17 protein-coding genes are annotated in these 24,326 nt (G+C 32.8%); 3 read left to right on the top strand and 14 right to left on the bottom strand.

All coding sequences use genetic code 11. The features are described from left to right. Nucleotides 1–36: 36 nt before the first annotated feature. From dnaG to C8N41_RS05615, 11 genes are all read right to left on the bottom strand, one after another. On the bottom strand, nucleotides 37–3,234 hold the full coding sequence (dnaG, locus tag C8N41_RS05665) for a DNA primase (protein ID WP_115838516.1): 3,198 nt from the start codon (nucleotides 3,232–3,234) through the stop codon (nucleotides 37–39). A 112-nt stretch (nucleotides 3,235–3,346) separates the two neighbouring features. Then, nucleotides 3,347–3,631: a helix-turn-helix domain-containing protein gene (locus tag C8N41_RS05660; protein ID WP_115838515.1), complete on the bottom strand. Its 285-nt coding sequence runs from the start codon at nucleotides 3,629–3,631 to the stop codon at nucleotides 3,347–3,349. 73 nt (nucleotides 3,632–3,704) lie between these two features. Continuing rightward, complete coding sequence (locus C8N41_RS05655) at nucleotides 3,705–4,808, bottom strand: hypothetical protein (protein ID WP_115838514.1); 1,104 nt, start codon at nucleotides 4,806–4,808, stop codon at nucleotides 3,705–3,707. Then, the gene (locus tag C8N41_RS05650) at nucleotides 4,801–6,069 is read right to left on the bottom strand and encodes a site-specific integrase (protein ID WP_115838513.1); all 1,269 of its coding nucleotides are present in this window, start codon (nucleotides 6,067–6,069) and stop codon (nucleotides 4,801–4,803) included. Before C8N41_RS05650 ends, C8N41_RS05655 begins: the two co-directional genes overlap by 8 nt. Before the next feature lie 298 nt (nucleotides 6,070–6,367). After that, a complete protein-coding gene (locus tag C8N41_RS05645; RefSeq protein ID WP_115838512.1) occupies nucleotides 6,368–7,294 on the bottom strand; it encodes a leucine-rich repeat domain-containing protein in 927 nt (308 codons plus the stop codon). A 133-nt stretch (nucleotides 7,295–7,427) separates the two neighbouring features. Further along, a complete protein-coding gene (locus C8N41_RS05640) occupies nucleotides 7,428–8,633 on the bottom strand; it encodes a glycoside hydrolase family 99-like domain-containing protein (protein ID WP_115838511.1) in 1,206 nt (401 codons plus the stop codon). Between the two features lie 10 nt (nucleotides 8,634–8,643). After that, complete coding sequence (locus C8N41_RS05635) at nucleotides 8,644–9,933, bottom strand: glycoside hydrolase family 71/99 protein (RefSeq protein ID WP_147298932.1); 1,290 nt, start codon at nucleotides 9,931–9,933, stop codon at nucleotides 8,644–8,646. Nucleotides 9,934–9,941: 8 nt separating this feature from the next. Then, entirely contained in the window at nucleotides 9,942–11,177 is a 1,236-nt protein-coding gene (locus tag C8N41_RS05630) for an MFS transporter (protein ID WP_092444917.1), read from the bottom strand. An 18-nt stretch (nucleotides 11,178–11,195) separates the two neighbouring features. Then, nucleotides 11,196–12,209: a glycoside hydrolase family 130 protein gene (locus C8N41_RS05625; protein WP_092444919.1), complete on the bottom strand. Its 1,014-nt coding sequence runs from the start codon at nucleotides 12,207–12,209 to the stop codon at nucleotides 11,196–11,198. A 21-nt stretch (nucleotides 12,210–12,230) separates the two neighbouring features. Further along, nucleotides 12,231–13,724, bottom strand: coding sequence for a RagB/SusD family nutrient uptake outer membrane protein (locus C8N41_RS05620; protein ID WP_115838509.1), 1,494 nt, complete (start codon nucleotides 13,722–13,724; stop codon nucleotides 12,231–12,233). Nucleotides 13,725–13,743: 19 nt separating this feature from the next. Further along, complete coding sequence (locus tag C8N41_RS05615; RefSeq protein ID WP_092444923.1) at nucleotides 13,744–16,842, bottom strand: SusC/RagA family TonB-linked outer membrane protein; 3,099 nt, start codon at nucleotides 16,840–16,842, stop codon at nucleotides 13,744–13,746. A gap of 266 nt (nucleotides 16,843–17,108) precedes the next feature. Here C8N41_RS05615 and C8N41_RS05610 point away from each other — a divergent pair, with 266 nt between their 5' ends. The 3 genes from C8N41_RS05610 (at nucleotide 17,109) to C8N41_RS05600 (ending at nucleotide 20,139) form a co-directional block, all read left to right on the top strand. Beyond that, entirely contained in the window at nucleotides 17,109–18,023 is a 915-nt protein-coding gene (locus C8N41_RS05610; protein ID WP_092444925.1) for an AraC family transcriptional regulator, read from the top strand. 385 nt (nucleotides 18,024–18,408) lie between these two features. Then, a complete protein-coding gene (locus C8N41_RS05605; protein ID WP_115838508.1) occupies nucleotides 18,409–19,239 on the top strand; it encodes a universal stress protein in 831 nt (276 codons plus the stop codon). Between the two features lie 63 nt (nucleotides 19,240–19,302). Then, nucleotides 19,303–20,139, top strand: coding sequence for a universal stress protein (locus tag C8N41_RS05600; RefSeq protein ID WP_092444929.1), 837 nt, complete (start codon nucleotides 19,303–19,305; stop codon nucleotides 20,137–20,139). Between the two features lie 86 nt (nucleotides 20,140–20,225). Here the strand turns inward: C8N41_RS05600 and C8N41_RS05595 are convergent, their stop codons facing one another. From C8N41_RS05595 to C8N41_RS05585, 3 genes are read right to left on the bottom strand one after another with little or no spacing between them, the layout of a single operon-like run. Continuing rightward, nucleotides 20,226–21,602, bottom strand: a complete 1,377-nt coding sequence (locus C8N41_RS05595) for a sugar porter family MFS transporter (protein ID WP_115838507.1) — start codon at nucleotides 21,600–21,602, stop codon at nucleotides 20,226–20,228. 49 nt (nucleotides 21,603–21,651) lie between these two features. Continuing rightward, nucleotides 21,652–22,476 (bottom strand): endonuclease/exonuclease/phosphatase family protein, encoded by an 825-nt coding sequence (locus C8N41_RS05590; RefSeq protein ID WP_115838506.1) that lies wholly within the window; start codon nucleotides 22,474–22,476, stop codon nucleotides 21,652–21,654. A gap of 2 nt (nucleotides 22,477–22,478) precedes the next feature. Then, nucleotides 22,479–24,326 carry a family 43 glycosylhydrolase gene (locus C8N41_RS05585; protein ID WP_115838505.1) on the bottom strand — a complete coding sequence of 616 codons (1,848 nt, stop codon included), beginning with the start codon at nucleotides 24,324–24,326 and terminating at the stop codon, nucleotides 22,479–22,481.

The following is a 24,326-nucleotide window of genomic DNA, read 5'->3' as shown; positions in this document are numbered from 1 at the left end:
ATTTTAATAAAATTTAAGATTGGATTGCCACTAAATTTAACCCCATAATTCGTTATTACCCTTATTTAAAGGACTTTTAGAGGTGTATGGTTCAATATCATTTTCAAATTCTTGACGGTTCACTTCACTTTTAATTCTAACTCTTACATCATTAGGCATTTTGGATATATCTACAATCATAGCCGATGACCTAATTCTGTTTAAACCTCCAGTATTATATTGTATGCTATCCTTATAATTTGAATATGAAGGATCTTTTTCTAAAGCTTCTTTCATGGTGTTTTTTACAGGTGCATTATCTGAATATTGTCGTGACCATTGTCTATAAATTTTAGTGTAACAATTACTATATTGAAAATAAAGCATACTGCCGTCAAGTTTTATATCTCTCCCAACTTTTATAATATCATGATCTACCCCTCGCATAGATGCCACAAAACAATCCCACCATCTAGTAACAATACTGCTACTTGAAAGTTTACGCATTTGAGCCTTCGTAATTACTGTAAAATGTTCTAATATTTGAGATTGTGTAAAAGGAAAATCTATGTTTTCTTTTAGTACATTGTAAAAAGCCGTAAGCGTACTTATGTTTTTAAGCATACGTTTATTACAGTCGGGCAATCTACGCTGATAAACATCCATTAATAAACGGTATTGCTCGTTAAAGTTGTCCTCTACTAATTTACGTTGGTTAAGTATCTTAATTGTGATATGGGTTAAACCTTCCTCAATAATATCATTAAGCTCATTAAAATTTTTCTCATCATTTTCGGTAAATTCGGTTTTATTCATGTCATTCCAAATAATACGTGTAATAATTGCTGGATTATCTGGATATGCGTTTCCTGTCAACGCTACTCCGCTTAAAATTGGAACATTATCTGTAGCAATTCTACTTTCAAACTTACCTATTTTTTTACCTCTTAAATCCCAAACCGATTTTAGCGTACCATCTAATTCATTATCTCCTCTTGCATATTCTGACCACTCAATAAGACCATTGGTAAACTGTGCTAGTTCTCTAATAGTAGCTGTTTTTGTAGAGTTTTTAGCCTCTAAGTTGGTTGCTACTTGTGGAATACCCCAAAGCGATTTTACTGCGTGATTCAATTGATCTTTACCAGTGCCAGGTGGTCCATAGTTAAAGTTTATTGGAAAACCTTTCAGGTTCTTTGCCACAATATCATGAAACATACAGGCTATTGCATGAAAAATAGTAGATATAGCATGGTTGCCATGCACTTGATGTACTTTGTCAAAATAGTCGAGTGAAGAAATAGTACCTGAAATATGTCTAAAATTTTTCTGTGGTATATATTTATAGTGATTATTTGCGTAAATTTCATTTGCTGAAGGTACATAGTAACTAATATCTTTATATTTAAAGCATCCGTTTTTGTCAAGATCTATATTATCTTCATTGGGTACAACAACTAAATTATTGAATAGAAAAAAGCCTTCGGGTTGCCAACCTAAAACATCTAAACTTCTACCATTACCCATTTTATCAAACAATAAAGCTTGCAGTCTAACTAAATCTTCACTTCGTCCGTGCCAACGGAAGTTACCGAAGTTGGTCATTGCTTTTTGAAAAGCAGCTGAAACATTAAAGGTTTCACTAGGTACATCAAAAACAAAAGATTCATTAAAAGTGTTTTCTGCGGAAACTAATTTTTTCGGAAAATCTTCATCTCTCATGTGTTGAATAATATTTACCGAAAAATTACTACATACACGAAACTTAATAGGATATTCAGAACCAATCTGCGAATAAATTTTATTGTTACTCTGAAACATTTGGTAACGTTTTATGTCATCCGATAAATCTTCATTCATTACCACATCTTTAGGTAATTCATATTCATTATTTGCAATAAAACGTTCTTTCTCTTTAATTATTCGTTCATTTTGATACTCTTTAATCCATTTTCTAATATTTAGAATATTAACACCACTAGCCTTTTTAAGCCATGTACTATATAGCGAAACAATACTATCATCTTTTATTTTACTAATTATTTCACATAGAGCTTTAGCTATAATACCTTTCTTTAATTCATCCTTATTATTTAACTCCTCGAGTAATAATCTAAAACCCTCAACTTTCTCGGTTTCTTTATTTAGAGTTTCAATTAATGATTTGGTTTTTAGCGTATTTGAATTAACTCTAACAAATTCGTCTGGATCACATTCTTTAAACTTAATAACATAACATATAAAGCCAGCTTCGATAAATCGAGGTATGTTTTTTAATGTAGATTTTTTACCTGCATCATCATCATCCATACAGAAATAAACAGTATCTGCATATTTTTTTATAACTTTAATCTGGTTATCGTGTATAGATGTACCACAAGGAGCAACCGCATTTAGTAAACCATTGGTTTGCCATGCAATAACATCATTATACCCCTCCATTATGTAAACTTCTTTATTTTGTCGGATTTCTTGCTTTGCAAAGTTTAAACCATACCATATTAATTGCTTATTGTAAAGATCAGTAGTTCTACTGTTTAGCCATTTAATCTTAGGTTCGGTTTTTAGCTCTCTACCCGCAATACCAATTACCTCTCCGTTTTTATCAAAAATGGGATAGGTAACTCTATCATTATAAAAATCGAGATAACCGTCTTGCTTCTTGTTTAGCAAGCTTGTTTTTACACCACCATCTACATTACCACTTTCTTTTAAATTTTTATATATGAACCTTTTACCTGGTGCATAGCCAATTTGATAAGTATCAATAATCTCTTGCTTGTATTTACGTTTATCAAAAACTTCTATTTTTGCAGGATGCTCTTTTGGTAAATTGAAAAATTCATTTTGATAAATAGCAATAGCCTTATTTAATATAGGTCTAAGATCATTAATTTTCTTTAATCTTTCTTGGTAAGCTTTAGCTTCTTTACTGTTATCATATTGTACAGTTAAACCTTGCTTTTTTGCTATATAATGAATAGCATCCAAATAAGTATAATCCATTGCCATTAGAAAACTAACGGCATTATTACCGCCTTTACCAGACGAAAAATCTTTCCAGATCTGTTTTGATGGACTTACAATAAAGCTTGGCGTGTTTTCGCTTCCAAACGGAGTAAGTCCTTTTAGATTAGCACCTTCTTTTTTTAGTGTTACAAAATCTTGAATAATATCTTCGACATTTGTGTTATCTAATAAATTATCGATAAATTGTTTAGATATAAACTTAGAATTATTGGTGTTATTTATCATTTCATCATTTTTTTAAGTAAAATGATGTATATTTGAGCGTGCCTATTAAGAGTGGGTTATTTTAACGAGAAACACATCAAACACACAACATTGACTTAGGTTGTGTGTTTTTTTATTGAAATTGATTCATTTTTTCTAAAGCAGTAAGAATCTGAGATTTTTTATACCTTACCTTAGAACCAATACGAAAAGCTGGTATAACGTCGGTTTTCGTCCATTTCCAGAGCGTAACCAGAGAAATTGAGAGTATTTCTGCTGTCTCCTCTCTTGTCAGAAGTCTCTCTTCTTTATCATCCTGATTTTTGAAGTTAGATAGGATATCTCTTACACCTTCTAAAATTTCATTCTTGAAATCTTCATTATTGGTGTTATCAATTTGTAGAATTTGTTTTGTCATAACCTTATAATTGTTTTATAAGGCAAACTTATCTTGATTAACTTTTTTTAATTGGGTTGGCCATACCCAACACTTACCCAATAGCATTAATAAACTCAAGTATATCAACTGTTTCGGACGGATAGTTTTTAAAATCGACCTTTTGCATTGGAGTAAACTTTTCGTTCTTTTTCGGTTTTGTTATATATGCAGATTCCTTCCTTAATCTATCAAAATCACCTCCAGTAATATCACTAATTTTTCTCGCTAAATCAGATGCGTTAAAAGAATTATAGATAAAATCCTTTAAGAATATAATTTCCTTAAACAAATTTAGTCGTTCTTCATAATTACTAATATTACCACCTACTAAGTATAAAAAATAATTTGGTATTTTTTCTTCAGTAAATTGCTTTTCATATCTAATTTTCCTTAAACAATCTATAATTAACACTTGTTTATGTAAATTGGTTGAAGCGGATTTTTTTATACTAGTATATGCTTGTTTATCCAGTTTTATAATCCTATCTATCTCACTTATTTCATCTAAAATAAAATCATGTAACTTATTAAAACGATAATATTTTGTGAATTGAATATTGAACGGATGTTTTTTACAAAAAAGTGTCTGATCTCTAACGTAGTTAGAGTCTTGACTATAATAGTTAATTGTTTTTGTGGCTTTAGATTGCAAATAATATTTAATTGTTCCAACATTTAAATCATCATAAATTTCTAGTCTAAAAAGCGACTTCCATCTATCTCCTTTCCTAAATTTCTTATAGTCTTCGTAATCTAAATCGCTCGAGTAATCTTCAAATAACTTTTTGAGGGCTTCATTCAAAAAATCTTTTTTAGACTGACTGTCGAATAAACTCATTAATTTAAAAGAAATCTCTGACTTTTTCTTTCTAATAATTTCATAAGAAAACCGCTTAATATTTTTTTCAATTATAAAGTAAATATCATCTAAGATTACTTCATTGACAGTATACTCTTTATAATCAAATATTAAAAAACACTTAAAATTTAAACTATTAACACCGAGTTCCTCTTCGTAAGCATCTTCATCTGGCTCATAATTTTCGGTACTATCAATAATTACATTATTTTCAGATAAGTACTCAATGGTTTCTTTATTGATGTTCTCTAAATAATTCCATTCTAAAAACCCTCTATATTTAGTGATATTATTCATTCTCTATTTTTTTAGAATCTTGATTACCCCAATATTCATTCAATTTTTTTATATGCTCTTTAGGTGTAGTTTTTAAATATTTAAAAAACTCTTTTTCTGATTTATGCCCAGTTACAGCCATAATTGTAGTATTATCAATTTTACCATAAAGGTTAGAGACGAACGACCTCCTGCAAGTATGTGAAGTAATTAACTCATGTTTAGGGAAAAAACCGTGAGATTTTCGTTTAGTAGTATTATCAAACTTTTCGCCTTCTACTATTTCATCAATTCCTGCTTCCTCACAAACCTCTTTTACATATTTATTAAATTTTTGATCTGAAATAGACCTTGGTAAATTACCGTCATTCCGTTTAATTATTTCTTTGATGTATTTATGTAATGGTATTAAAACTGTTTTCTCCGTTTTCTTTGTGCTAATTTCAATGGTATTATTAGCTATATCAGTAATTCTTAATCGCATAAAATCTGACACTCTCAATGCCGTATAACAACCAATTATTAATAAGTCTCTAACATTAGCTAATCTAGGATTTTCAGAAAAATCGTGTTTGTAGATTTTATCGAGTTCCCGAGTGGTTAAGTAAACATCCATGGTTTCATTAGTCATTGATTTAAAATCACTAAAATCCACGTTGCAGAAACCTCTTTTATTAGCTTCACCTAACCATAGTTTGACGGTTTTTATATGTGCTCCAGTAGTGTTTCTTGTATATTTTTTTTCTTCGAGACAATAATTTGTAAAGCTTTTATAAAATTCATAAGTAATACCGTTTAACAATAATTTCTTTTTAATGTGAACTTCAAATGCAATCAAGCAATTTAAACTAGTGTTATATTTTTTCAATGTACCTTTAGCTAAAGGCATACCAGTATCCTTATTGATTGCTTCATGCTTGTTGTAATGTTTTGCCCAATCCACGAAATATTTTTTAAAATTTTCAGATGATGGTATATAATTAAAAAAAGCATGAACCCTAATTTTAAGCCAGTCTTTAGAAAAATGATTATCCACCATGACCGTTTCGTTATAGCAATTTCTTAAATGAGTTTTAAGTGCGTCTAGCTTATTATTAATCAAAAGACGGTTTTTAGTTTTTGCCTTATCTTTCATTTTTTGCTTAGGTAATGAAAATTCATTTTTTGAGACGACAATTCCTGTTTTAACTGTTAAATCAAAATCCTTTCCTTGATAAATTCTTACGTAAATCGTATCTAGTTTATTATTGTTATTATACCGGGTAAAAAAACGTATTTGCATTATTTAGTTTTATTGTTCAAAACTAATAAAATCCCGATATAATTTCGAAAATTTTTAATTTAAGTTAATTTTTATTAATTTAGCTGAATGAAAACTAATTGACAAAAACCCTTAAAAGCATTAACTTTAAAGGGTCTAATTAGGTTTTTAGGGAGTATTGAAATTTAATAAATTAATAGGGTTCTAAAACTGGAGGCACCACCATCAAAAACCCGATTCATCTGAATCGGGTTTTTTGGTTTTTAAATTAGCTTTAATTGTTAAGGCTTATTTATTACTCTTTAAAGGGATGTTTTCATTACAATTTAATAAGCGGTTTAACTACTTTTCCCTTACTAGTCTCTACACTCATAAAGTACTGACCTTTTGCCAAATGACTAATATTTATACTATTTGAATTGCTTAACAATACCGACTGCCCATTTACATTGTAGACCTCAACCTGCCTTAAACTAATACTGCTTGGTAAGTTAATTTGAACTGTTTCAACCACAGGATTTGGATACACCTTTATAGCGACCTCCATATCAAAATCATTTATATTTAATACCTGAACGATAAAATCTTCCCAGACAGTTGTGCTAGAATAGGTAGAGACATTTTCACTAGGCACAAATAAATTAATTGATGATAATGCTAAACCTTCAAAAGTATTTACATTTACTGTAGATGGTGTTGCCGCTGAAATTGATACACTTGTTAGAGGATTACAGTAAGCAAAACTCTGACTTCCTATAGAAGTTAAACCACTTCCGAATGAGATAGTTAATAAGCTGGTATTAGCAAAAAATGCAACATTATCTATATTAGTTACAGAATCTGGAATTGTGATACTTGTTAAACCTGCTTTGTAAAAAGCACCAGTACCAATATTAGTTACCCCTTCCCCTAAATCTGCAGTGGTTAATAAGGTGTTATTAGCAAAAGCATCATTTGCAATACTAGTAACAGTGTCTGGCAAGCTAATACTAGAGATTGAAGAGGTTGCGCCTTCGCCCTGTGAAAATGCCCATCCTTTTACAGCTACAACCGTATAGGTGTTGGTACCATCTGTTACGGTTTCAGGAATTACGATATCTCCTGTAAGCTCGTTATTACTGCCCACTTGAGCAGTTAAAGTGATATTACTCACTACTTCATAATTAATACCTCCATCGTCAAATTGAGCCGATGCCGTATAACATGCTAATACTAAAAATGCATAGAAAAAATAGATTTGTTTCATGATAAATTAGGTTTTAAATTAATAGATTATTGAATTACTGTTATTTAATTTTTAGCATAGATCTCCTTACTGCTTTAGAACAAAAACTCTAAAACACTTATTTTTTAATAAGTTAAAAACCTATATGTTCTATTTATAATTTGGTCTTCGTTTGAAGAATAAAATTTTGAATCGATATATTAATTACTTCAGATATGGTATCTCGATTTATTTGAATAGCATCGTGAATTTCTTTTACCTTTTCAAATTGAGATTGATTTTCTGGAATTGCAGATCCCTTTAATTCGTTTACATTTTTGATCGTCTGCACTAAATACTTATACCCATGTTCTACACTAGGTTCTATCTCTGTACCTTCATTCCAATCATTCCAAGTTTCTAGCACCACATATTTCATTGGCAACCCTCCGTTGTAATGATGTATAAAATTCCAAGTATTATCGTATACTTTTCCATTATGCCTACTGATAAGTCTATTACCTCCCCAAGATGTATTTTTTCGATCATCAAATCCTGGCCAAACACCTCCAATTACAAAGTCGTATGGTGTTTCAAAATCATTAACATGTTTATAGAAATACTCTAAGTAACCTTCACCCCAATTCATTCCTTGAGCATCCCATTCTCCTCCTGGTTGCACCCAAGGATAAAATGCATCTACGAAGGTTTCAACGTCTTCACCTTCTCCGAAAGTGTTCCAGATAAGATAAGGTTTATCAGTTTGAAAAACAGTATCAATTACCGTTCTAAAACTCTTAGGTGTTAAGAATTTTTTAGGATAATCAAATGAAAAAAACAATGGATGATTATTATGATACAGATAATTTTCTCTACCCATGAGGTGGTCTTTAAAATCGTTCATTTTAACCAAGGTGGTATCTAAAGGGGCCTCTAAATCAAACCCTTGATCATCATAACTCATCAGGTACTTAAGATCAAAACTTCCTTGAGATATACTGTCTAATTCATCTATAACATCGAATAAAGCCGTTGCCGTATCATGATCATACTGATCCTTAACATTTACAGCTATAGCGTCAATTCCCGCAGACCAAGCCAATAATGCATGGTAAACTAATGTCGCTGTACTTTGAGAATTATATTGCCCAATAATGGGAGTATTAGCATAGCCATGCTCCCAATGTCTCAGTTTTTTTCCTTGCGCCTCTTCATCAGAGTACCAGCCCATATAATGGACAATAACCTCTGTATTTTGTGCTTTTGTGGCTGCCTCTTCTGCAATATCTTTTGTGGCATCTCGTTGTTTAACCTTTGGATTATTAGAACAACTTAACATCGCCAAGACTACTCCTATAAAAATTATCGTTTTTTGTATCATAATGTTGGTATTACACACCTGCTATTATGTCTTCCGCCAACTCATAAGCCGCTTGTCCATTCGTCTTTAGATAGTGTTCAATCGCTGTCTCTAAAACGGGATAATAGGTATCATAATCTCTGTCTCCATCTTCTATTAATTTCGCAGCCTCATAAATTCTTATTGGTGCACCATACATCCATTTTTCGCTATCAATTAAGGTCGGAACACCTTTATATGTCGCAATATGCTCTGTCGTTAAGTCCATATACTGATAATTACCAGAACCAGATGTTGGTTCTAACTCCGAACCTTCGTTAAAATCATTCCATGTTTCTAGAATCACCCAGTGCACTTCGCCAGGATGTGTATCGTTAATAAGTGCCCATGTATCATTGTAGGTTTCACCGTTTCTACGATCTATCCAACGACCTTGTCCCCAAGAGGCGCTTCTATCATCAAATCCAGGCCATACTGCTCCAGTTACAAATTCAACTTTATTATTGAGTTTAAAATCTATTTGTGTATTGTAGAACCAACTCATATAACCTTCTCCCCAATTAGAGCCATCATCCGCCCAACCTTGTACCCAAGGGTAAATGGAATTCATTACAAAATCTCCAGGAACAGCACCTAAATCCAATTCGTTTTTTAGTAAAATTGGTGAGTTGTCCGTAAAAATTAAATTAGCCACATCTCTATAATCTTGTGAGGTTAGAAACCCATCATAATTCCAAATAAAAATAACAGGTTCGCCATCTTTATATAAATAATGCGTAGTATTAGGAATAATATTATCTCTTAAATCTGTAAACTCGGCAATAGCTGAAGCCGGAGTGGCATCTTGGTCATCGTAGCTAACCGCAATATCATACTTAAAATCTGGGTAAATATCATCGATACGCTTTATGGATTCTATAAAACTTTCAAATGAATCTTGATCGTAAGCTGTTCTTACATTAATAATTGCTCCATCAATACCTACAGCCGAAGACAATAAGATATGATATAAATGCGTTGCCCAAGATTGCGAACTATAGTAACCTATTAACGGCTCGTTTTTAGTTCCATCAGACCAATGGTTACCATCTTCACCTTCACTAAACCAAGGTAAATAATGGATATACACTTTTTCTTCAATACTCGATGGTTTACCAACCTCAAAGGTTTCGTTTAATGGTGCTGTTGAACTGCTTCCGGGAACATCATTAGCGCCTGGATCGTATCTTCTACCGTCATCATCACTGTCGCACGCTGTAAAAAACAACGCTGTAAAAGCAATGACGAACATGACTATTTGTTTAGAATTATTGAAACTCATAAGATTATTTATTTAGACTTGTTTATTATATGTTTTGCAAGTGGAATTGATAATAACTGAACAATTCCGATGATGATTAGAGAATATCGAAGCGCAACCGTATCTGAGATATAAACGGCTAACAATAGAAATAGTCCTATGCCGATTACACGTCCAAAATACAATCCGAATTCGTGATTAAGAATGTATGAAAATTCACTTTTACCTTCCTTAACTGTTAAGATATCTATAACTCTTAATTGTATAGGGAAGTACGAAATATCATGTAGAGGCTGATATAGTACTTTGCTTAAAATAAAAATGATTACGCCTAATGCTGAAAATAAATAAGCATGTGTAAAAGCCCCTATAAAGAAGATAATATAAGCAATGGCAAAAATGTAAATTCTGTGATTAGGTTTAGTGAATCTTCCTAGTAAATACAATGTGATTGCAGCGATAACTCCACTAATACTTACTACAGTAGAAAGGATTTCTTCATCTCCTACCAATTTTAAAATTAATATTGCAGGAACCGTAACTAAATACCCTTGTGCTAAACCTTTTAGAGCTGATAGCACTAATAGTTTATTCCATAATTGATCGAATTTGAAATAAATAAACTTTTTTAGTTTAGGTTTTTCAAACTTTCCACGATGAATAATAACGGTTGATGTAATAGTTAGCGCAAATACTAAAACGGTTAATAACCTATAGCTTACAATTTGACCACCACCAAACCAATTAAATTCATCTGTATAGAAAAATAACAGACCAACAAAAGCAGGAATGATAATCGCTGATATGGTATAGAAAAAGGTTTCTAAGCCATAATAATAATTTCTATTGTCATCGTTTGTGGTTGCCAAAGCAAGGAAATCTCGATTTGCCCAGAAAAAACCATAAGATAATCCCATTAAAAACCCAGAAACCACAATAGCTGTTAAATTCAGATTTTCTAAAAACATCATAATAAACATAGAAACACCACTGAGCAACATTCCCACACTATATAAATGGGCTACTTTAATATGATTGAGTAAATAACCATTGACAACAAACGTAATAGGAATCCCTGTAAATACTGCTAATTGGTACTTTAGCACTAAACTTGGGTTGCTTTCGCTACGCATAATATATGCACTTACAAATACTTCTATAATAGGCAATACCATAGAATATATCATGTTAGTGATTAATAAAACACGCATACCATGTGGCATGGATTTAAAATACTGAAACTCTCCTTTTATTTTGCTTACCATTAGCTTACACTATTTTAATTATGAATTTGGATCTAAAATATGATCTACCAATTGGTTTGTTTCAACTGTAGCCAAACATATACTGGTATCACAGACACCATAGTAGATATATAACAGACCATCCTTCTCTACCAAACTCGTTGGAAATACTACATTAGGAATAACCAAACCGACTTTTTCGTAATACTCTTCTGGCTCCATAATATAGTTTTTGGTGCGCGCTATCATTTTTGTTGGATCTTCTAAATCCAATAAAAACGCACCTACTTTATATACAGAACCTGTATCGACTCCATGGTACATTACCAACCAACCTTTATCTGTTTTAACAGGGTTTGCTGCTGCACCAATTTTTTTGCCTTCCCATTTTTCTTCTGAGCGCGCTATTAAAACAGGTTCTGACCATTCTGTTAAATCATCTGAGAATGACAACCATATACCAGGTCTATCTGTACCATATTCTTCACCTACAAATTCAATAGGTCTACGCAATAGTGCGTATTTACCATCTATTTTTTCTGGAAACAAGATATGATCTCTATCGTCAATTTCCTTAGGAGAGGTATAACAGAGTTGTTCAAACGTAATGCCATCATCTGAAACAGCAATTCCAGAACGCGTAATCATTGGGTACGCTTCTTCTTTCCATTTCGGATAACCTGAAACATCGTAGAAAGGCACACCTAATCCTGTGGGATGGCAATCAAAACCATAAGGTTGAAAGGCATAATTCATATAGAATTTATCTTCTATTTTAACCACTCTTGGATCTTGAACGCTACCTTCTTCAAAACCTAATTGTTCTGAAGTAAATACAGGCTCGTCTTGTACAGGTTTAAAATCTACGCCATTTTCACTTTCTAATATTCCAATAGATGTTCTAAATGGGCTTAAGGTTTCTGCTGCTCTATCGTATAAGTAAAACTTACCATTATTATAGATGGCTCCTGGGTTAAACGTTACTACTTTTCTAATGTTTTGTTCTCCAGGAATTATAATAGGGTTCTTGGGATGTCTTTTAATTTCTAACACGTGCTATATTTTATAAGTTTATTAATTACCTAAATTGGGGTTTAACAATATTTCTGAATCAGGAATAGGCGCATAATAATTATCTGATTCTGTGCTTCCTATTATCCCAACTTGTTCTTCTGAACTTCTGTTAGCTGCAACTTCCGCTACTTTTTCTGTTCTAATTAAATCGTACCAACGTTGTCCTTCGCCTGCCAACTCCCATCCTTTTTCATCAATCACTGCATCTATAAATTCGTCTGCACTTAAACCAGCCAATGAAGATAACCCGGCTCTTACTCTAACTTGGTTTAAGGCATCGTAAGCTGCAACATTAGGGGAACCATCTGCTCTGGTTTGTGCTTCGGCATAAATAAGCAATACCTCAGCATATCTAAATAACATATAAGATGCACTGTTAAAGAATGTTGCTGTAGATGGATTAGATTCATCCACCGCTCCATCTCTAAATTTTGCGTAATAAGGGTGTTTTGTTGCGCTGTTGGTATAATGAACCGTTGTACCATCAGAGGTTAAAAAATTGGTTCTAAATGTGGCGTCTTTACGCGGACCTTCTGGAAATTCATTAAAGAAATTTAGTTCCACAAAGAAATCGTCCCAGCCGTTCTCTTCCGCTTCTGGCATAGATGCCTTTCCGCTGATATGAAAAGCGGTAGCTCCATCTGCATTATCATACTGCAATGAAAATATAGACTCTGAGCTGTTATCATATTCTCTTAACCAAAGGTTATCAAAACTCGATAATAAATCATAACCATAAATACCTTTATTGTCAATTACCTCTTTAGCTTTCTGTGCCGCTAAAGCATAACTACTTTCAATATGCAATGGCCAACCTGCTTGGGTTAAATACACTTCTGACAATAAAGCTTTTGCAGCTCCTTCTGAAGGCAACCCAACAAGGTTTTGTGTTGTTGGCAGTAAGTTTTCAGCTAATAACAAGTCGGAAATCATTACATCATAAACCTCATCAACTTCAGATAAACCGATCTCCGTAGCTACTGTAGATGCAGACGTATATAATGGAATACGTCCCCAACTTCTAACCAAATAGAAATAACTAAAAGCTCTAACAAAATGTGCCTGTCCGACTAAATTATCAATTTCCGCTTCGTCACCTATGGTTAAATAAGAGTATTCTATAACTTCGTTAGCATTAAGAATTGCGTTATAACATCCACGCCATAGATTCATCATAGCACCATTATTTGCAGATGTATTAAAAGAATCGAATTCACGAAAGTTTCCTTTATTCCCACCAATTTGAGTGGTTAGATCATCTGCCCCAAACATGGTTGTCATATAAGATGATGTTGCAAAACCTCTAGACCAATTGGCATCTCCACGTATACCAGCATACATCGCCATTACTGTGGCCTCTAAATTTGCATACTGTTTGTATATTGTTTCTGGGTCATTTACTTTTCCTCTAGGTTGCTCTTCTAAATCATTAGCACAATTAACGAGCATACATAGCGCCAATATTAAACCTGTATATTTTAGATTAATCTTCATAATACTATCTTATTTCTAATTAAAATTTAACTTTAAGTCCAAGGGTAAACGTTCTCGGAATAGGGTATGCACCTGTATCAATATTTTGATCTACATCAGTTCCAGACCCACCACCTGTAGAACGGCCTGCACTAGATATATCTGGATTATAACCTGAGTAGTTTGTCCAAGTATGCACATTTTCTGCGTTGATATACACTTGAAATTCAGAAAGACCTAAATCTGTAATAAATTCTTTTTTCAAATTATATGCTAATGTGATGTTCTGAATTCTTAAAAAACTCGCATCCTCTAACCATCGGCTGCTATTTGGATAACTTTGCGAAGTAGAACTAAAAGCAGGCACATCTGTATCTTCATGTCCAGGTCTCCATCTGTTGTACCATTCTGGACTTGTAAAGGCTCTACTTTGTCCATACAATCCTACTGATTTTTGATAAATGCCATTAAATGTTTCACCACCTTTTTGACCTGTTAAAACGAAGCTAACATCGAGATTACCAAACTTCATGGTATTACTAAATCCGAAAATAAAATCTGGTTGAGCATTTCCTATAACACTTAAATCTTCCGAATCTATTTCTCCGTCATTATTAATATCCTCATATCTGGCATCTCCTGGTACGTTTCCAAAGGTAGCTGCTTCTGCTGCTTCTGTAGACTTCCATACTCCTTGAAAATTATATCCGTAAAATGAACCTAAGGGCTGACCTAATTGTATCGCTGTAATTGGCGTAGCTGAATCTCCATAAAGCGCAGAAGATAACACCAACTCATCACCACCTAAATCTACTACTTCATTTCTGTTTACCGATATATTTGCGGAAACATCCCACGTAAAGAAATCATTGCGAATAGGGTTAGCGTTTACCGTAAACTCAAAACCTTTATTATTAATAGACCCTACGTTTTTTAAAACCGTTTCCCCTCCTAAATATTCTGGAAGTAGCGTATTTACCAACAAATCATTGGTGTCTTTATTGTAATAGTCAGCCTCTAAACTTAAACGGTTATTAAAGAAACCCATCTCAATACCTACATCGTATTGTGTTGTGGTTTCCCATTTTAAACTCTCATTACCAGGTGCTCCAACACCTAAACCAACGTAAGTTCCAGTGCCTGGACCATTTGGATGATAGTTACTTTCACCATTCTGAATAAAATAAGGGAGTGTAGCATAAGAACCAATAGCATGACTACCAGAATCTCCCCAACTGGCACGAAATTTTAAACTACTAAAAACGTCTAAATCTTGAACAAATGCTTCTTTACCTGCATTCCAAGCAAATGCTAATGAAGGAAAAGTACTAAACCTATTATCTCCATGAAATTTAGAAACTCCATCTCTACGAACAGTTGCCGTAAACAAATAACGATCTAAATACCCATAATTAACTCTTAATGCTAATGAATTGTAATACTCATCATAATAGTAAGAAGACGATGTTTGCGATTCACTTAAGGATAAATTGTTCCAACCTAAGCTGACATCATTAAGACCATTGGCACCATTAAAATTTCCTTTTTCAATGTAATTACCAGACTCATAGATTGCTGTTGCCTGAATATTATGATCACCAAATTCCTTAGTATAATCTACTATAAAATTTACTTGGCCTCTTTCTCTATCAATATTATTTATAGAAGCTCTAGAAATTACCTCTGGGCCAGCATCTAAAATATGATTGTTTTCTAAATTGTAAACCGTAGTTTTAGTGCCTTCGTAAGAACCAAATAATTTTGCTGATAACCCTTCTAATATTTTATATGATAAGTTAAAACTTGGTTGAAATATAGACGTCTCATTTTGACTAATATAAGCATATTGCAACCCAACCGGGTTACCAGATACCGCTCCATACTGAGGTGTATTATTATAGAGCACACCGTAATCTTCCCACACGGGCTCAATAGCAACCCACTGCGGCAAACGTCCTATAGCCCCTAATTGATGACCAACATCTTCATTATTTTTTCCTTTTAATTTACTCCATCCCATATTTAAGGTAAGGTCTAATTTATCCGTTAGCGCTACCTCTACCTTTGATCTTAAATTATATCTCTGAAAACTAGAATTTACAACAATACCTTCTTGATCTAAATACTCGCCAGAAATATAATAGTTAACCTTTTCTCCTCCGCCACCAACTGATAATTGGTAACTTTTAGAAATGGCCTCTCTAAATAATTCATCTTGCCAGTCAGTGCCACCTTCATTCTCATACCGTTCTATATCTTCATCTGAAAATGGAGGAACATAAACACCTGGAACAAAATTTAAATCTCTATCGTATGAATTATACAATTCCGCAAATTCTGCAGCATTGAGGTAGTCAATTTTTTTAGGAAGCGTAGAAATACTCTGAAAGGTATTAAAACTGATAACTGGCTTTTTATTTCTTCCAGATTTCGTAGAAACAATAACAACACCATTTGCACCTCGAGAGCCATAAATAGCTGTAGAAGAAGCGTCTTTTAACACCTGTATCGATTCAATATCATTAGGGTTTACCAGCTGAAAATTAGCTCCGATGACACCATCAATAACAATTAAAGGTTGGTTATTTCCGGTAATAGAATTGGCACCACGAATACGAATAGATAAATTTCCGCCTGGTGCACCAGAATTTGTTTTAACTTGAACACCAGCAGAACGACCACTCAACGCCTGCTCTACTCTTGTTACCGGCTGATCTTCAAAATCCTTACTACTTAAAACACCTACAGAACCTGTTAAATCTTCTTTTTTCCTAGCTCCACCATAACCTATTAAAACCACTTCAGATAATTGGCTAACATCTTCAGGCAATACAATATTAAATTGTGTTTTACCATCTAATAACACATCTATAGTTTTAAAACCTACCATAGAAACTTGTACCATTTCTGTGCCCTCTGGAACGTTTAATTGAAAGAGCCCATCAAAATCCGTAATGGTTCCTATATTACTGTCTTTTACTACAATGTTAGCACCAGGAAGTGGCATTCCAGATTCATCTACAACTTTTCCTGATATGTCCTTACCAGATCCTTGCGCATTTAATGCAAACATGGTACTTAACAAGAAAAACAACAATACACTATACCGAGAATTTACTCGTTTTTTCTGTTTTTTCATTATTTAGATTATTGAATTAGTTTAATTAAATTGGTTTCGTTAAAGTCCTAAGTTTTCAACATATTAAAGCAAAAAACGCCAAAATTTATAGAGAAACGTTATTAATACTTAACCTTACTTTAACGATGTAGTAAAATTAGTTTTTGTATGTGATTCAAAATTGCACTTTACAATTGAAACATGATACTTTTATGAATTTTCTATTTTTATATTAAATAATCATTAAATTGCCAATATTAATCCTTTCCTGTTGAGAAATAAGTAAAATGAAAATTTATTCAGAGATTACGCCCTTACGAGATGAGAATATTTTTGTAATTCAGAATCATAAGAATGCGGTTTTTGATTACCCGATACATTTACATCCTGAGTTTGAACTAAACTTGGTAATGAATTGTACTGGAAGGCGGATTATTGGAGATTCTGTAAATGAGTTTCAACAAACAGATTTAGTTTTATTAGGTCCTAATTTGTATCACAAATGGGAAAGAACCGATAACAACAAATCTAAAGCCAGTGTTATTACCATTCAATTTGATAAAAATCTACTAGACAATAGCATCCTTACCACAAACTCATTACGACCTATAAAAAAATTATTAGAAAATTCATTTAGAGGCTTATCTTTTGAAGGAGACACTAAAAGAGATTTAATAATTAAACTACATGATTTAATAAATCTAAGTGGTTTTGATGCCACTATAAAATTCTTATCTATACTTAATGACTTAGCTATAAGCAGAGATTATAGTTTTATTGCAGGCGCTAGTTTTAGTTCTAATTTTGAATTTACAAAAAATCAAAAAATACATAAAACCTATGATTATATTATAGCTAACTACCAAAGTGATAGTTTGAGTTTATCTAAAATTGCGCAAATTAATAATATGAGCGACTCAGCTTTTAGCCATTTCTTTAAAAAACGAACTAACAAAAACTTCACACAATTTGTTATTGAGTTTAGAATCACCCAAACAATAAGATTACTTCAAGAAACGAATAAAACGATTAGAGAAATTTGCTACGAATGTGGCTTTAATAATATTTCTAATTTCAACAGAATCTTTAAGAAAAAGATGAATGTCACTCCTAAGGAGTATAGAAAAAACATCGAACATATGTCTAACATCAATACTATAGGATATAATGAAGATGGCAATATCAACACCTATACGCTTTAAACCGATTTGCTTTTTAGATCTTAGGCCTAACTAAAATCACATTTATAGAATAATAGATTTATTTTTCTGCCTACATATCATAAACAAACCAAAAAAAGAGAGTATCACCATACTTAAAGTCATTCATTTTAACTTTATAAGGATACACTATACTTACTTGAGATGATAATAACACTGATTTTTATCATAGTTCAAAATTTATTTTATCTCTAATTTTATATTACAATTTCAACATAACGCAATGCTATTCAAATATTTACATGATTACCACACAAATATAGTGCTGTAGACTGGGATAAAAGCATTTCGTTTTTAGCGTTTAAAACACCATTTGAAATTAAAAATTTAAAGACAAAGAAACTAACTATTTTATCATATACGACTCATGCCAAAACACATCCTTTTACCCACCGATTTTTCAGAGAACGCCTTTAGTGCGGCCTTATATGCTATTAAATTATACGAAAAAGAGCAGTGTACTTTTCACTTATTACATTCGTCTAGAATGAAAGTCTCTTTAATGTCTAGCATGTCTAATAAACTAATACGTGTTTTAGCAGATAAAGCAAGAAAAGATTTAGCAGACTTAAAGGCTAAAATAGAAAAGCACTCCACTAATAGCAATCATTCATTTGAAGTAATCTTAAGCACTAATGATCTAAATAGTTCTATAGAAGCCATTATAGACAAAGTAAAAATAGATCTTTTAATAATGGGTACTAAAGGTGAAACTAAAGCGACGGAATTACTTTTTGGAAGCAATACTGTAAACGTTATTAAACAGGTTACACAATGTCCGATTCTAGTTATCCCTAACGCATATAACTTTGAAATACCAGAGCAAATTGCTTTTCCTACCGACTATAATCGTGCTTACGATAACGAATTAGAAGCTTTAAAGCAACTAGCAGAGCTCAATCATTCCATTATTAGAGTGCTTCATATTAATGATGAAGACACTATCTCAGAGGTACAAAAGAAGAATTTAACATTGCTAAAAATGGAATTAGAAAATTACAACCCAACTTTCCATTGGATATCTAAGGATGATAAAAAAGCAAAAGCCATTCAAAATTTTACAGAAGACCTCGATATTAATATTCTTGTAATGATTAATTACAAGCATAGTTTTATTGAAAATATCATTAAAGAACCAGTCATAAAAAGTATCGGGTTTCAACCCAAAATTCCTTTTATGGTGATACCTCAAAGATGATATAAATCATTTTAATTAAAATTGACGTAAACTAATTTTGTTATATAAGTTGATACTGACATTATGAGACATCACATTTTACTTCCAACAGATTTTTCAGATAATTCATGGACTGCCATAAATTATACCTTAAAGTTGTATGCTAACGAAGCTTGTACATTTTATTTATTACACGCTTGGTCTTTTAAAAACCAAAAGTCTAGGACTTATATCACATCAACATATATTGACAACAATAAAGAAGAGGCAAAACGTGAGCTCACTAATATTAAAGATAAGGTTGAAGCTGATGCTATAAACCCTAAACACAAATTTGAAACTGTATTTAGCTCCGATCCACTTGTTAACACTATTGAGGAAACGATTAAAGCCTATAAAATAAATTTGGTTGTAATGGGCACCAAAGGCGCTACAGGTGCAAAAGAATTTATTTTTGGAAGTAATACCGTTAATATCATCAATAAGGTTAGACTTTGCCCCAATTTAGTTATCCCAAGCGGTTATAATTTTGTACCACTAAAACAAATAGCATTTCCTACTGATTTTAATAGATTTTATGGCGATGAATTAGAACCATTATTGCAAATCACCAAGTTGCATAATTCTAAAATCAGAGTCTTACATATTAATGAAAAAGACAATCTTTCAGAAAAACAAAATTATAATCTAGCCATGCTAAAAGCTTATCTTGAAGATTATCCGAGTTGTGTAAACTGGAAACCAAATTTTGGAACCAAAGAGCAAATCATTAAAGACTTTATAAAGGAATTTGATATTAATATTCTTGCCATGATAAACTACAAACACAGCTTTATTGAGAATTTCTTAAATGAGCCCGTTATACAGAAAATTGGATTTCACACTATCATTCCATTTTTAGTGATTCCGGAACTGAAATAAAAACATTTATTTTTTTTGGGTTACACGCTAATACTAAAAAAGCCGATTCCTAGGAATCGGCTTTTTAAATGTATGTTTATTAACTATTATTTCCAAAATTCTTCAATCTCTTCAAGAGACTTACCTTTGGTTTCTGGTATAAATTTATATGTCACATAAACAATCACCAAGATAAAAACGATGAAGATGTAATATGGTAAAGAGCCATTCCATGGCGCACTATTATTGGTTTCACTTCCCATTACTACAGGGAACGATTGCGACACGATATAATTTGCAGCCCATTGTGCAGCCACAGCTACCGACATGGCAACACTTCGTATTTTATTAGGAAACATTTCTGATAGTAAAACCCAAACTACTGGTCCCATAGATAAGGCAAATGAAGCAATAAAAAGCAAGACTCCTATTAAGGATAGTACACCCACATTTTCTTGCTGAAGTGTAATACCTAAAAGTAAAAAACCAACAATCATGCCTGCAGATCCAATATATAGCAGTGGTTTTCTTCCAAATTTATCTACGGTAAACATCGCCACAAATGTGAATACTAAATTAACAAAAGCCAATAGAATTTGCTGAGCAAGCACATCTTCTTTTCCAAAACCAAGAGCTTTTTCAAAAATATCGGCTCCATAATATAATACAGCATTAATTCCTGTAAACTGTTGTAACATAGAAAGTACAGTTCCTATGGCTATGATTACAAAAACAGCCTTAGAAAAATAGCTCACTTTAACTCCATCATTGGTTTCATTTAAAGACTCCTTAATTTGATGCATCTCTTTTTCCGCAACTTCATTTCCATTTATTTTCTGTAATACAGCCAAAGCATCTGCGTCTTTACCTTTTAAAGCCAACCACCTAGGACTTTTAGGTACAATAAATAATAAAATTAAAAACAGAAGGCTCGGTATTAACTCTGACCAAAACATCCGTCTCCAACCAAATTCAATATTTTCTTCAACACTTAACTCATTACCTATAAAGTAAGTGGCTAAGAACACTACAAAAAAGCCAATTACAATAGCTAATTGGTAATAAGTTACCATACGTCCTCTAATGTTTGAAGGCGCAATTTCTGCTATATACATAGGTGCATTCATAGAGGCTACACCAATACCTAAACCTCCAATAATTCTAAATACAACCAACATACTAACGGTTTGCGGAAATAATTCTGGTAAACCCGATCCGTAGGCTGAAATGGTAAAGAAAATTGCAGAAATAATTAAGGACCATTTTCGACCAATTAAAATACTCAATGGTGCAGCTGCAATAGCACCGACAAGGCAACCCAAAAGTGCACTACCTACAACCCATCCTTTTAAGGCATCGCTTAAACCAAAATGTTCTGTAAGATAAAATTGTGCTCCATTAATGACACCTGTATCATACCCAAATAGCAAACCTCCTAAAGCGGAAACTGCTGCGATTAATAATAGAAAAACACCTTTTTTCATTTTTAAATTTATTTTATAGTTTAGTTAGAGACTTCGTTTTATTTTGGTTTTACAAGCGCAATGTAATTAAAATTGGTAAATGGTCAGAGGGATAATGTAAATTCCAATTATCACTTAATACTGCATATTTAATGACATCTATATTTTTACTCACAAAAGCATAATCTATTCGTCTGGTTACTGGTTTATTAAATTGAAAGCCGTTAAAAGTACCTTCTGGACCAAACGTAAGTTTTGCAATATCTTTAGCATCCTTTAATGTCGTTTTAATGTATTCTATACTAGGATGTTCTGGCTCCATATTAAAATCACCCGTTAATACAACAGGATAATTCTCGCTATTTAAGCTTTTTATTTTTTGAACAATGAGCTCAGCACTATTTTTTCTAGCTACTTTACTCACATGATCAAAATGGGTATTAAACACCCAAAACATCTTACCCGAAATGGTATCTTTTAGCAAAGCATAGGTGCAAATTCTATTACAGACTGCATCCCAACCCATAGAAACGTTTTCTGGTGTTTCAGATAACCAAAACGTTCCAGATTTTACAATAGTAAATTTATCCGTTTTGTAAAATATGGCCGAATATTCGCCTGAATCTTTTCCATCATCACGTCCAACACCTACATAGCTATAATCTACCAAAAGACTATCCATATCTTTCATTTGATTTGGCATAGCTTCTTGAACTCCCATAACGTCAGGTTCATAAAACTTAAGTTGTTTTATAAAAAATGGTTTTCTGTTCGTCCAGCTATGTTCTCCTTCTTTGGGATAATCGAGCTTAATATTATAGCTCATAATTTTTAGCTCTTGTGCTTTTGTGACTAAGCACCATAAGGCTATGATAAAAATGAGAAGGTGCTTCATAATTACTTTACAAAAATGATTTCACTTGGTTCCGAAATGCCATTCTCACTAAACGCTTCTATAGTAAAATAATAGGGAGTATCGCGATCTAAACAACGCATCAAATGCTCAGTTGTATCGTACACTTGCCAAGATTGGTAGAGCTTGTCTTCTGCAATGCCCCAACGTATATTATAACCTTGAGCTCCTTCTACTTTTTCCCAAGTAAATGATGCATCTCTACGATCTTCAGCTCTGTTTACTTTGAATCCCTCTACATTTGATGGTTTTTCACCAAGTCCTAGTCCAAACACTCTAAACTCAGACATCGCAAAGTTGGCTCCTGGTACTTTTACATTGTTATAGCGTACATACTTTGCTTTTACCGCTTCATCTAATACAATATAAGCGTTTGGTGTATCCTTTTCACTTGCACTTCTGTCAACTACCGTTTGCCAATTATTACCATCGTCTGATACTTCGATTGTAAATTGATGCTTTAAGCCTTCGGTACGTGTATAGATTCCAGATTCATGATCGTGAAAATTTAACTGAAATGCATGGATATTTCCAGCATTTTGCATTTTGATAGTTAACCATTGCTTATCATCATTAGCTTCAGCAACCCAAAAGGTTTTAGGGTTTTCGTCGGTTAATACTTTAGACACTATATTTCCTTCTTTATCTGTCTCAGTTGGCAATTCTGTAACTTCTACAGCGTCGTCATTAGACGTAAATTTCATAATTTGCTTTAATGAAGAAGAAACCTTAACCTCTCCTTTATACGACAGCAACATCCATCCATTATGATGACCTGCTTTTGTAGGATGATTAGAACCAAAACGCGGATAATCTCCATAAGCCGTATTGGTGTACATTAAACCATCATCGTCAAAATAAGTTGGAAACATACACAAACGACGTTCCCATTGTGCATTAGACGCCAATGCCATTGTAGCCACATGCCAATATTGACCATTGGTTTGTTTTACAGTTATCCCATGGCCAGCTCCATTGGTAAATCCACCAGGTTTAAAACTCATCGGATTATTTTTCATATATTCAAAAGGACCAAGTGGTGTATCACCAATATAAACACCATCTGCGTAGACATTAAACTGCGTGCCAGGTGCGGCATATTGTAAATAGTATTTTCCGTTGTGTTTAGTCATGGAGGCACCTTCCATATAGCCTTCTTTTAACGTTGGGTGAAAATTATTTTCTCCGAAGCGTTCCCATCCATGCTCTTCTTCTACCAAATTAATAAGTTCTTTTTTAACTCCTGTTTCTAAAAACCGATCATCTTTATTCAATTGTTTTACACGAAGTGGGTGTAAGTTAGAAGAACCCCAATATAGATATGTTTCTCCGTCATCATCTATAAATAATTCCGAATCCTGAATATTAGTAGAAATCGATGCCGTTGGTGTCCATTTCCCCTCCTTAGGGTTGTCGGTATATAATATACTTCCATATCCAGCCGGATCACCTGCAAAATATACTAGAGAATCTTTATAATTAAAAGCTGTTGGCGCATTACTACCTTCAAAAAACCATTGTTGCGACTTTATAAAATTCCAGTTCATTAAATCTGTAGAATGCCAATACCCAAAAGAACGGGTGACAAACATATAATACTCTCCTTTAAATTCTATAACAGCCGGATCTGCACCAGATCGGTAAGATTTATTCTGACTAGAATTATAAACCATATAAGTATAATCTATATCTAAAGGGTTTATATATGTATCATAGCCTTTTGTTATTTCAGCTTTACGCTTGTCTGACGAGGTTTGATTCTCTGATATCGTCGTTTCATTTTTACAAGAAAAAAGTGATGCTATAAGGGCTAAAAAAAGTATGTTTTTCAT

Origin of the sequence: Winogradskyella sediminis (assembly GCF_003387355.1) — a bacterium.
Classification (GTDB): Bacteria; Bacteroidota; Bacteroidia; order Flavobacteriales; family Flavobacteriaceae; genus Winogradskyella; species Winogradskyella sediminis.
This window is presented reverse-complemented; position numbering and strand designations above follow the sequence as displayed.

What these genes read in the sequence shown, in the direction of transcription:
- dnaG (WP_115838516.1), bottom strand. Translation starts at nt 3,234, where the DNA reads ATGATAAATAACACCAATAATTCTAAGTTTATATCTAAACAATTTATC.
- C8N41_RS05660 (WP_115838515.1), bottom strand. Translation starts at nt 3,631, where the DNA reads ATGACAAAACAAATTCTACAAATTGATAACACCAATAATGAAGATTTC.
- C8N41_RS05655 (WP_115838514.1), bottom strand. Translation starts at nt 4,808, where the DNA reads ATGAATAATATCACTAAATATAGAGGGTTTTTAGAATGGAATTATTTA.
- C8N41_RS05650 (WP_115838513.1), bottom strand. Translation starts at nt 6,069, where the DNA reads ATGCAAATACGTTTTTTTACCCGGTATAATAACAATAATAAACTAGAT.
- C8N41_RS05645 (WP_115838512.1), bottom strand. Translation starts at nt 7,294, where the DNA reads ATGAAACAAATCTATTTTTTCTATGCATTTTTAGTATTAGCATGTTAT.
- C8N41_RS05640 (WP_115838511.1), bottom strand. Translation starts at nt 8,633, where the DNA reads ATGATACAAAAAACGATAATTTTTATAGGAGTAGTCTTGGCGATGTTA.
- C8N41_RS05635 (WP_147298932.1), bottom strand. Translation starts at nt 9,933, where the DNA reads ATGAGTTTCAATAATTCTAAACAAATAGTCATGTTCGTCATTGCTTTT.
- C8N41_RS05630 (WP_092444917.1), bottom strand. Translation starts at nt 11,177, where the DNA reads ATGGTAAGCAAAATAAAAGGAGAGTTTCAGTATTTTAAATCCATGCCA.
- C8N41_RS05620 (WP_115838509.1), bottom strand. Translation starts at nt 13,724, where the DNA reads ATGAAGATTAATCTAAAATATACAGGTTTAATATTGGCGCTATGTATG.
- C8N41_RS05615 (WP_092444923.1), bottom strand. Translation starts at nt 16,842, where the DNA reads ATGAAAAAACAGAAAAAACGAGTAAATTCTCGGTATAGTGTATTGTTG.
- C8N41_RS05610 (WP_092444925.1), top strand. Translation starts at nt 17,109, where the DNA reads ATGAAAATTTATTCAGAGATTACGCCCTTACGAGATGAGAATATTTTT.
- C8N41_RS05605 (WP_115838508.1), top strand. Translation starts at nt 18,409, where the DNA reads ATGCCAAAACACATCCTTTTACCCACCGATTTTTCAGAGAACGCCTTT.
- C8N41_RS05600 (WP_092444929.1), top strand. Translation starts at nt 19,303, where the DNA reads ATGAGACATCACATTTTACTTCCAACAGATTTTTCAGATAATTCATGG.
- C8N41_RS05595 (WP_115838507.1), bottom strand. Translation starts at nt 21,602, where the DNA reads ATGAAAAAAGGTGTTTTTCTATTATTAATCGCAGCAGTTTCCGCTTTA.
- C8N41_RS05590 (WP_115838506.1), bottom strand. Translation starts at nt 22,476, where the DNA reads ATGAAGCACCTTCTCATTTTTATCATAGCCTTATGGTGCTTAGTCACA.
- C8N41_RS05585 (WP_115838505.1), bottom strand. Translation starts at nt 24,326, where the DNA reads ATGAAAAACATACTTTTTTTAGCCCTTATAGCATCACTTTTTTCTTGT.